Source organism: Shinella lacus, from assembly GCF_010994755.1.
Lineage (GTDB): Bacteria > Pseudomonadota > Alphaproteobacteria > Rhizobiales > Rhizobiaceae > Shinella > Shinella lacus.
The window spans coordinates 612,010-622,426 of sequence record NZ_WHSB02000004.1 but is presented as its reverse complement, the minus strand read 5'-3'; the positions used below and the strand labels follow the sequence as shown (position 1 = coordinate 622,426).

At 62.3% G+C, this 10,417-nt stretch carries 9 protein-coding genes; 5 read left to right on the top strand and 4 right to left on the bottom strand.

Annotation, left to right across the window (positions count from 1 at the left end):
* A partial coding sequence (locus GB927_RS14415) for a LacI family DNA-binding transcriptional regulator (protein WP_256117766.1) occupies window positions 1-981 on the bottom strand: 981 nt, incomplete at its 3' end.
* Between the two features lie 309 nt (window positions 982-1,290).
* On the opposite strand from GB927_RS14415, the gene GB927_RS14410 reads away from it, so the two are divergent.
* The gene (locus tag GB927_RS14410; RefSeq protein ID WP_256117764.1) at window positions 1,291-2,409 is read left to right on the top strand and encodes a glycosyltransferase family protein; all 1,119 of its coding nucleotides are present in this window, start codon (window positions 1,291-1,293) and stop codon (window positions 2,407-2,409) included.
* Here GB927_RS14410 and arsC read toward each other — a convergent pair whose 3' ends face one another.
* Window positions 2,410-2,832, bottom strand: coding sequence for an arsenate reductase (glutaredoxin) (arsC, locus tag GB927_RS14405; protein WP_256117763.1), 423 nt, complete (start codon window positions 2,830-2,832; stop codon window positions 2,410-2,412).
* A gap of 136 nt (window positions 2,833-2,968) precedes the next feature.
* Between arsC and GB927_RS14400 the strand changes: the two genes are divergently transcribed.
* From GB927_RS14400 to GB927_RS14385, 4 genes are all read left to right on the top strand, one after another.
* A complete protein-coding gene (locus tag GB927_RS14400; protein ID WP_256117762.1) occupies window positions 2,969-3,460 on the top strand; it encodes a MarR family winged helix-turn-helix transcriptional regulator in 492 nt (163 codons plus the stop codon).
* Complete coding sequence (locus tag GB927_RS14395; protein ID WP_256117760.1) at window positions 3,457-4,137, top strand: GNAT family N-acetyltransferase; 681 nt, start codon at window positions 3,457-3,459, stop codon at window positions 4,135-4,137. Before GB927_RS14400 ends, GB927_RS14395 begins: the two co-directional genes overlap by 4 nt.
* Before the next feature lie 78 nt (window positions 4,138-4,215).
* Window positions 4,216-4,779, top strand: a complete 564-nt coding sequence (locus tag GB927_RS14390; protein WP_256117759.1) for a dual specificity protein phosphatase family protein — start codon at window positions 4,216-4,218, stop codon at window positions 4,777-4,779.
* Between the two features lie 120 nt (window positions 4,780-4,899).
* The gene (locus GB927_RS14385; RefSeq protein ID WP_256117758.1) at window positions 4,900-6,126 is read left to right on the top strand and encodes a GAF domain-containing sensor histidine kinase; all 1,227 of its coding nucleotides are present in this window, start codon (window positions 4,900-4,902) and stop codon (window positions 6,124-6,126) included.
* Between the two features lie 132 nt (window positions 6,127-6,258).
* On the opposite strand, the gene GB927_RS14380 is transcribed toward GB927_RS14385, so the two are convergent.
* Both GB927_RS14380 and GB927_RS14375 read right to left on the bottom strand, forming a co-directional pair.
* Complete coding sequence (locus GB927_RS14380) at window positions 6,259-7,701, bottom strand: hypothetical protein (protein ID WP_256117757.1); 1,443 nt, start codon at window positions 7,699-7,701, stop codon at window positions 6,259-6,261.
* Window positions 7,667-10,219, bottom strand: coding sequence for a hypothetical protein (locus GB927_RS14375; RefSeq protein ID WP_256117756.1), 2,553 nt, complete (start codon window positions 10,217-10,219; stop codon window positions 7,667-7,669). Before GB927_RS14375 ends, GB927_RS14380 begins: the two co-directional genes overlap by 35 nt.
* Window positions 10,220-10,417: the final 198 nt, after the last annotated feature.

Sequence of the window (10,417 nt, the reverse complement as noted above, 5' to 3'; positions counted from 1 at the left end):
GGGACGAGGATTCTGGGAGGAACGCGCGTGACGGTGACGGCAGGAGATTTTTCGCAGGGAACCTTTGTCGGGCGCGTCTGGCGGTGCCGCGCGGATCGGCGATTGCGTCGTGGTGACAGCCGGCATCAGGTTGTCCGGGCTCAGATAGGGGAAGACGTCGTCATGCGCGATGAGGGAGACGTCCTGCCCGACGGTTAACCCTGCAATGCGGATCGCCCGCATGGCGCCGAGCGCCGACATCATCGACCCGGCAATGACGGCGGTCGGGGCAGGGCGCTGCGCCAGGAAAGACTGCATGAGGCGAAAACCGGTCTCGTCGGTGAATTCGCCATGGCCGATCAGCGCCGGATCGATGGTGATACCGTGGGCCGCGAGTGCAGCGCGAAACCCGTCGTCCCGGTCACGCGCATAGGTGCTCACGGTGTCGCCGTTGATGAGGGCGATGCGCCGGTGGCCGAGCCCGGCCAGGTGCTGCGTCGCCGTCTCGATCGCCCCGAAATTGTCGATGTCGAGAAAGGCGAAGGGCTTTTGCGCCGCACTTCGGCCGTGCACGATGAAGGGCAGGTCCAGCGCTTGCAGAAGCGTAATACGGGCGTCCGTGCAGGCGGGCATGTGCAGGATCACCGCATCCACCCGCTTGCTGGCGGCAAGCCGGCGATATGCCGCCTCCTCGTCCGCCTCCGTCTCGACGGTCGAGACGAGAATGTCGATGCCATCCTCTTGCAGCCGGGTGGAAAGCCCGCCCATGAACTCGCTGGAATGCGGCCCGAAGCGCCCGCCGCCCTGGAAGACGATACCGATCGCGCCGGCCCGCCCGGTGGCAAGCCGCTGCGCGCTGATGTTCGGGCGGTAGCCGAGCCGTTCCGCCGCTTCCAGCACACGCGCCCGCGTCTGCGACTTCACCTCCGGATAACCGCTCATCGCCCGGCTTACCGTCGTGGGGGACAGGCCGATGCGGGCGGCAAATTCCTTGAGGTTCATTCTGCCTCCCTGCGGCTGTTCGATAGGCTCCAGCCTTTATGAACGTCCGGGCGCGGGGCAGCAAGCGATGGCCGGAATGGCACATCCGGACAATTAGCGGAGGTTGTATAATCCGCCTTGAATTTTGATAATAGCAAGTTAAAGTCTAAATATTAGCGATAAGGTTGTATTTCGCGGGTGTAAGACATCCGCGAAAGATTGACGTTAAATGGGTGGTGGGCCGAGGAGGCGAACCTGGCGCACCGCCCCTTTCCTTCCGCGGCAGGGGCGGCCCGGAAGGCATTTGGCGACCATTTTCGGAGGAATATCATGCAGGCGGGCTCGGAGCTGCCGGCTGCAACGGGTCCGTCTGCGCGATCGGATCTGCGGCCGGACAATCGTGGCACATCGGCAGACCGATGGCTTTGGCGGACACGCAAGGCAAAGGGGACGGTCTGTCCGGACGCGCCGCTGCTTTATTCGCGGCGGGAGTGTGGCCGCCGTCCCGCCTATTTGCGCCACCTGGAGCGTCTGTTCGGTGCCCGCCGGGCGGGGTTGCGCGACCTCGTGTTTTCTCGCGCACCGGTACTCTTCCTGATGGTGGAGGAGGCCTTCCTGCTCTATGTGGCGGTCGGTCTGCTGCGGGCGCTCACCGGGCGGCGCACCGCGGGCCTGCTGCTCCGGCCCATGCCCATCACCGTGTCGCCGCGCCGGCGCTACCGTTGGAAACGACGGGTGCTCGGCTGGCTGAAGCGCTTTGACGCCATCGAGACGCTGACCATCCTGCCTTTCAGCGTGCTGCCGGCGTCTTCCGCCATCGCCAAGGGTTGGATCTACGATTTCCAGCTCTGGGACCTGACGGATGCGGAGCGCGAGGCGGTGGAGCTGCTGCGCAGCGAGCGGCGGCCGGGCGACCGCCTGGTGCTGACGGCGATCGGCACGCAGAGCCCGCACAAGGGTTTCGATCTCTTTGCCGATATCTACGCGCGGATCGCCGGCCTGCGCGCGCGCTTCCGGTTCATCGCCTGCGGAAAATTCGCGCCTGATGTCTCCGACTATGCCGCGGCCTTCTGCGAGGCGGGCGGGGTCAAGGTCGACCGTGCGGTCTCGGATGCCGAACTGCTCGGCGCCTATGCGGCGAGCGATGCGGTCTGGTGTCTCTATCCGCCGGTCGGCGACCATGCTTCCGGCGTGCTCGGACGGGCGGCGCAGCTTGGCATACCCGTCGTCGTGCGGCAGGGGTCGCTCGCGCATCGCCTCTGTATTGTCGAGAACCTCACGCATGTGCCGGCAACGGCGGATGGTGTGGCGGAACGGCTCGCCGGGCCGCTGCCGCCGCGCGACGAGGCCCGCGGGCGTCTCGCCGCAAACCGCTTCGCCCGCCAGAGCGAGGCGACGCTGCGCGCGGCTCTGGGCCTGACGGCGAGGCGAGGGCCGCTGGAAGGCTAGTCAGACGAGGCGCTTGCCGTCCTCGCCGATCACCTTCTCGCCATCCTCCTTCGCGAAGGCGCCCTTGTGCGTGTCCGGCAGGATGTCGAGCACCAGCTCCGACGGCCGGCAGAGCCGTGTGCCGAGCGGCGTCTTCACGAAAGGCCGGTTGATCAGGATCGGCTCGGCAAGCATATGCTCGAGCAGGGCGTCGTCGGAAAGCGACGGGTCGTTGAGACCGAGCGCCGCATAGGGCGTGTCCTTCTCGCGAAGTGCTGCGCGCACGCTCAGCCCCGCCGCCGCGATCATCGCCTTCAGATCGTCTTTCGAGGGTGGGGTGGCGAGATAGTCGATCACTGTCGGCTCGATGCCTGCATTGCGGATGAGGGCGAGCGTGTTGCGCGAGGTGCCGCATTTCGCATTGTGGTAGATGATCGCGTCCATGGTTCCGGCCTTTCGAGAGCGGCGTTTGTACGACGATGGCTTACGCGATGCCGGCCGATCGTCAAGTCCGTCTGAGCCCTTGACGCCATCTCCAGATAAAAATATAACGCGTTATATAACTTGGAATGGATATGGCATGGAAGATATCGTTCGCGCCCTCGGCTACCTCTGCCTTGGCAGCCGGCTCAAGCGTATCGGCGAGCAGGTGCAGTCGGATACGCAGCGCATCATGGAGCGGCTGGACGTGCCCTTGCAGGCAGGGCAGTACCCGCTCCTGGCCGCCATCGACCGGCTCGGCCCGCTTTCGATCGGCGAACTCGCCGAAGCGCTTGCCGTCACGCAGCCGGGCGTGACGCGGGCGGCGGGCCTGCTGGCCGAAGCGGGATACCTTACCGCGCGCAAGGAGAAGGGCGACCAGCGCATCCGGCGCCTCTCGCTGACGCAGGAGGGCCAGGCGCTCATCGACCGTTCGAAACAGGACATCTGGCCGGCCATCGAGGCGGCGGTGCGCGACATCTGCGACGGGCTCGACGGCAGCTTCATCGCCCAGCTCGACCGGCTGGAGGATGCGCTCCAGGAAAAACCCCTCCATCGCCGCGCGCTTGAAAACGAAGGACGCCCATCATGAAAGCCCTGCTCGACAGACCGATCTGGAGCGCGCTCACCACCCGCCATAGAGAGCTCGGCGAGGGCGCCGGCCTCGCCCGTCGCTACCGGCCCGGCATCCTGCCGCTTGCCGCGACTGAATCCGATGCCCCCCGAGCGCTGGCGGATCTGGCGGCTCTCGCGCAGCCGGGCGAGGCGCTCATTTTCCTGATGGTTGACCCCATCGTGCCGCCGCCCGGTTTCGAGGTGCTGACATCCGCTCCCGCGGTCCAGATGATCGCGCGGAATGTGCCGACGGCCGCCTCGGACGAGGCCATTGTGCCGCTCGGCGAAAGCGACGCCGAAGACATGCTGGCGCTGGCGACTCTCACGAAGCCCGGCCCATTTTCGCTGAAGTCCCAGGCGCTCGGCCGTTTCTGGGGCGTGCGGGAGGGCAAGACGCTCGTCGCCATGGCCGGCGAGCGCATGAAGCAGCCCGGCTTCACCGAACTCAGCGGCGTCTGCACCCACCCCGATCACCGCGGCAAAGGCTATGCCCGGCGGCTATCCCTGCACGTCGCCGCCCAAATCACACAGGGCGGCGACCAGCCATACCTGCACGCCTATGCCAGCAACGCTGCCGCCATCACGCTCTACGAGGCGATCGGCTTTACGCTGCGCAGCCCGATGCATGTCGCCGCCCTGCGCAAACCAGTCTGAGCCTTCCGCCGTGTAACGTTCAGCGCCCTGTCAGCCGCTTGCCTGATCCTGCCATCACGATTGGCAGGACAGGACCTCATGAACCGACATTTAAAAAGGGCGGGCCTCTTTCTCGGCACCGCCGCCGCCGCGCTCGGCTTCTACCTCACCGTCATCCAGATGACCGGCAATTTCGCCACGGTCGTCCCCGGCGAAGTCTACCGCTCGAACCAGCCCACCAGCGCCGACATCACGACCTACGCCGCCCGCTACAATATCCGCACCATCATCAACCTCCGCGGCCGCCACGAGACGGCCAACTGGTACAAGGACGAGGCCGCGGCAGCCACGAGCCTCGGCCTGAACCTCATCGATTTCCCCCTGCAGGCCGACCGCCGCCTCGACCCCGCGACCGCCGCAAAACTCCTCACTGTCCTGCGCGACGCCCCACGCCCCATCCTGATCCATTGTCGCTCCGGCGCCGACCGCACGGGCCTGGCTTCCGTCATCTACCTCGCCCGCATCGCAAAGATCGACGAGGAAACCGCCGAGCGCCAGCTCTCTCTCCGCTACGGTCACATCGGTGTCCCATTTTTGTCGCCGACCTATGCGATGGATGAAAGCTGGGAAGATCTTGAACGGGCGGCAGGTTCAGCCAGCTAGCCTATTGATAACGTGAGCACGCGAGGCTTCGAACGAGATCAGCCCATGATGTTCCTCGCACGGAGGGGCGGCATTTGATAACGTGCTTTCAAGCAATAACGTACCGAGTGTTTTGGGTTGATGGGTCAGAATTACGATGGTGATGTCGAGATGGTTCGCCAAATTCCGGCGGTGCCATCGATCCTGGATGTGGTTTGCAAGGTCACAGGAATGGGCTTCGCGGCCGTGGCACGGGTGACCGAAGATCGATGGATCGCCTGCGAGGTCCTGGACAATATCGACTTCGGCTTGAAATCCGGCGGCGAGCTGCGCATCGAAACCACGATATGCAACGAAATCCGCGATAGCCGGCAGGCCGTGATCATCGACCACGTGTCTGAAGACAAAACGTTTTCCAGCCATCATACGCCGGCGCTGTATGGCTTCCAAAGCTATATATCGATGCCGATCATTCTAGCAGATGGAAGTTTTTTCGGTACGCTATGCGCCATCGATCCGCGACCCATGCGCTTGAACACGCCGGAAACCATCGGCATGTTCAAGCTGTTCGCCGAACTGATCGCCGTGCATGTCGATGCCCGGTCTGCCCTCATTGCCTCGCGAGAAAGTCTCGTCCTTGAGAATGAGAGACTTGCCGCGTCGCAGGGCAAATTGCTGGATGCGCAAGCTGCCTCGGAACTCCGCGAACAGTTCATCGCCGTTCTTGGCCACGACCTTCGCAATCCACTGGCCGCAATCAGCGGCGGGACGAACTTCCTCTTGCGCAGGATCGACGATGATCAGTCGAGATCGGTCCTGCAGAAGATGGCCGCCAGCGTTCAGCGAATGGCGGGGCTCATCGACAATGTCATGGATTTCGCACGGGGCCGCCTCGGTGGCGGTTTGACGTTGACCAAAACGACCAAATCGCTGGAGCCGATGCTCGTTACCGTTATGGACGAGATCAAAGCCGCTTTTCCGCATCGACAGATCGAAATCAGTCTTGCGCTCGCCCATGACGTTCATGGCGATCACGCCCGTCTCGGGCAGCTCTTCTCGAACCTTCTCGGAAACGCGATCGCGCACGGCTCGGAAGACAGCCCCGTCCGCGTTGAAGTGACGACCAATCCGGCCGGTTTCACGCTGGTAGTCGAAAACGGCGGCACAAAAATCCCGCCCGAAACCCTGGAGCAACTTTTCCAGCCGTTTCGAAGGGGCAAAGTACGCGATAGTCTTCAGGGCTTAGGGCTCGGCCTGTTCATCGCCTCGGAGATAGCCAAAGCGCACGGGGGAACATTGACTGTCGTGTCGGACGATGAGCGCACACGCTTCACGCTGACAGTGCCCGGTTATGTGCCGGGCAAATAAGATTGGCGCGCCGCGCCGGGTGATGATGAGAACTATGTCTACGCCATAGCCCTCCTTTAACCAGTTTCTTGGCAGGGCCTTCGTCGCCTAGCCTAGCCGAGGTATCCAACTGCCATTTTCAGGCTTGTTGATCTACCGCGACAGATCGCTCGGGCGGGCAAGACCACCCTGAAACAGGCAGCTGATGATGTATACGGGACTGGTCCCAGATTCGACAGGAATGACCGTCAGTCCATCCGCTACCGGGAAGGGGGCGATCGTCTTTGGGCTGCAGTCCAGCACGCAAAGAAGAGCGATCCGACGGCCGACCCCGACCGCGTAGCTCGCTGCCTGCTCCGCAAACTTCTTGCAGTCGTCAGGCAGAAGCCGTTTTGACTGCTCTGATTTGAGCTCGATCTTGATCCCTCGAAAACTGAGGTCGACCTTACCGCCCGCGACCTCACCTTGAACGTCAAGCTCACTGCCAATGGCGGCGTTAGAACGCAAAAAGGCTTGAAGATCGGTTTGGAACATGGCCTCGTTGATAGGCTTTGGATAGCGCTTGTCCTGCACCGCCTGACCCATGAGGTTCGCCACCGGGGTAAGCAACCTCAGCAGGTCGCGAACATCGGTTTCCGAAACCTGTGGCTCAAGCCGCAGCCTCTCACGCAGCTGGATGATTTTAGCATCCAGTTCGCCATAGCCGGTCAGCGGATGCCGCGATGTGTCGGTGCCATCGAGACGGAGCGTTCGTTGGCCGGCGAGCACGATCGACTCGTCACGCTTCGGTTGCGGCTGAAACTCGGCTGCGTAGCGGAATTCAAGCGGCCTCGCATTGAACCCCTGTGAGGCGTGCAAAGCCATCCGGCCCTGACGTTGAAAGACATAGGGCGGTGGACCGTCGGGCTTCAGAAATTCGAAAGGCGGGAAGTCCCAAGTGCTGGGCGGCTCGATCGAGACTGGTTCTATCACGAGCCGTTCCGCGTCTTCGGGCCAGCGCGACACCCGGATGGTCAGATCGAGATCATGAACCTGTCCCGTGCTCAGACTATGCACCGTATCTGCGGGCTTTCCGTCGATCATGAACTCTAGAAAAGCGACGGCGATCTCTTCGGGCTTGGCAGCCACGTCTTCGGCCGTGAACGGGCCAAAACGATCGCGCTTCTCGATGCCGAAGATGGCAATGGGCATTTCCAGTTGCGCAATCGCGCCACGCAGCGCCGGCACCACCGAGACATCGAGATCATCATTGATAGTGGCAAGCGTGGCGACAAGCGCCAAGCCATAGGCCGAGTGGTCAGCGGCGGCGGCGAAGCTGCGATACCGAAGCCGGCCCGCACGAAGGAACCGATCGGCGTCAATCACTGCACTATGTACCGCCTGACTCCAGTCGGCGAGTAGGCCCAAGATTTCGAGCGTAATCCCGAACGCCTGCCAGTCCCGCGCCGCGGCCGCCGATCCGAAAAGCTGGGCAGCCGAAGACACGGCTTCGGCCCTGGCGCGCAATTCATCGCCGCCTGCAGTGTCCGGATAGACGGCGATCGCTTCGATCGCGGCGATCCTAGAAGGGTAAGCCTGAGCGAGCACGACGTTCACGCCCATCCTCCTTATCCTGTGTGTCGACCGCGGCGGCCTCGCTCCAGGCGCGGCTTGCTTTGCTGATCGCGTCCGCATCCCGAGCAGAGACAGCTCGCTCGAAACGCAGCGCGAGCTGTGGCCAGCGCAACAATGTCGCGCGACGTCGCATTCTCACCGTGTCACCATTAGTCGCCAGGAGCGCGGTCACGAGCGTGTCAGCCTCGTTGGGCATATCCGCTCGGAGAAACGCTTCGACAATGCCAAGCGCCGTTATCAACTCGCGATCCAGTACGGCAATCGCTGCGTCATGAAAGGCCTGCGCGTTCGCCCTCAAACCGTCAGGAGTTACTCTGCCCAGAAGATTCATGGCTTTGTCAGACTGATTGTAACGGTCAGCGAGATGCGGGATCATGCGCGCCGCGAGCTTGGCGAACTCGGGTTCGGTACCCAGACTGTAAGACAATGACAGGATATCGGAGCGCAGATACAGCGGGTCGATCCCCATCGCAACTTCGATCAGATAGCGCCTGAGCGCCCCGTTGCCCTTGCCAAAGAGATCGGCCATACCGGCGAGAATACGGACGCATTTGGCAAGGAACTGGTCCTCATTAGACTGGACCCGATAATAGTGGATCAGGTTCAGGATAGCTTGTGCAGCGTTAGGCCGAAATTGCTCGGGCACGATTGAGTGTTGGAAGGCATTCACCGCCGCCTTGTGGACAGCGACATACTGATCCCACAACAAAGCTCCAAACGCCTCGAATAGGAGGTCGGGAATATTCGACCTACTCCGGTAGGGGAGCTCTCCGACAGCTGTTGCGGCATAGGAGCGGCCCAGAACCGATGATCCAACAAGCGCCCTATAGAGGTGCGGCAGCACCAACTTCAATCCGGCGAGGTCGCCGGAAAGCTCCTTCGTCGCGCCGAGCAGCGCACCACGAAGATTGTCGCGCCCATCCGGGATGGTATCGAACATGCCGATGATCTTAGCCACTGACGCATCATCGCCCGCCGCCGCCTCGCTTGCCCATTCGACGAATTTATCCATTAGCCCGCGCATCACGGAACGCCGGGTGCTGCGCTCCATGGCGGTCAGGAAATTTTCTCCAGGCTGCCCTTTCTCGGCGTCCAGATCTGCCAGTCGGTCATCCAGCAGGAAAAGCGCGCCGACGAACGCATCGAGCTGCGCCCGAACCACGAGCTCTAGGCCGCTCGAACCCGCGCGAAATGCCGATGTCACTTCTTCGAGAACCTTGTCGTCACGCTCGACCGTGGGCGTCCAGATGAGACGAGTCAGTGCCAGCGAGTGGCGTGGTGACGTGGCGGGAACCGGCGGCTCATTGTATCCGACATGGACAGCCAGCGCGTATGCCATCGTAACCCGTGCGCGGTGGGAAGGTGGTGCTCCCTTATTGAACGATTGCAGCAGCCCATCGACCTCTTGTGGCGAGGCGTCGAACGCATCGTTCACGGCTTCCGCCAGATCGGGAAGTCGGTCGTCATCGTCCTTCAGGTCGCTCACCAGCGACGGAGCGCGGACATAGACCGACACCAGAGTGCGCAAAATCGGCGCCGCGACCTTCGCGTCCGAGACCCTCAACGCGTGCAAGCCGCGGCCGGCACGCTCGACCGACGCGCGCTTGCCGCTCAATAACATGCGCTCAATCGCTGCGGTCACTTCACTTTGAAACCGTCGATACAACGCCACGAGAAATGCGGGATTGCGGGAAATGCGCTGCTCGCCATCGCCGTATAAGAATTCATCGTCGTCGGGATCGGCAACGTCGATGGCGGAGCCGACGATGTCAGGTATGACGTTGGCAGAGACTGCATGAATGCGCGGCAGCAGCTTCTCCACCGCGAAGCGATCCGAATATCCCCAGCGAAGCATCGCCGTTGCCAGCGCGACTATCTCGACGTCATCGGCACTGACGGCATCAAGGATGATGAGAGCCGCCTCGGCGAACCAGGGTTGGTCCTTGGCTAGCCCTGATACGTATACCACCAGTTCGGGCGTGAAATGCTCGGGCGCGAGCCGCGCGCTCTGGGTTACGCGTTCGAAGTTTTCCCTAGTGCGATTGGCATCGAACAGGCCGATATCGTCAAGCAAAGTGCGGGCGATCGCACCAAGGCTTGGGGCAAGGAGCGCGCGGATTGCGTTCCTTTTCTCAAGTGCTTTTGCCGCAAGCCTGGCATCGAATGCGTCGCGGGCCTCTTGGGCGGCTAGTGCACGGTCGCGCTCAGTGATGATTTCAAGCAAGTTCGGCAGCCGCAGGGGTTGACGTTGCTGGCAGCCAGCACAGTTCCTGTCGTAGAAATCGATGACGGCGTCGCGAAGATCCCAGCACGCCATACCGCCTTCAGGCGCGAAATCGCAGCGCATGCTGTGATGTCCGATCGGCAGGCCCGTAGCCTGCTCGATCATGCCGGTTCCGCCGAACTTCTCGACACGCGCATTCGCGCAGTAATTGTGCACGAGCACCATTGTGTCGCGGTTACGCTCACCGGCTTTGATAGTGTCGGCAATGTCGCGCATCTGCCCCATCTCAGTTATTCTATTGAGTATCGGAACAAAGGTGGTCGAGTTCAATGATTGCTAAAGCGCCATCCCCAAACGTTTATGAAATCGTCTGCTCCGCAGGCCCACGCCTGGAGTGCCCATGCAGCCTTACAAAATTACTATCGCGCACCTTCAGATAGGGCGCGACGATATATCCTCCAACAGCACGAATTT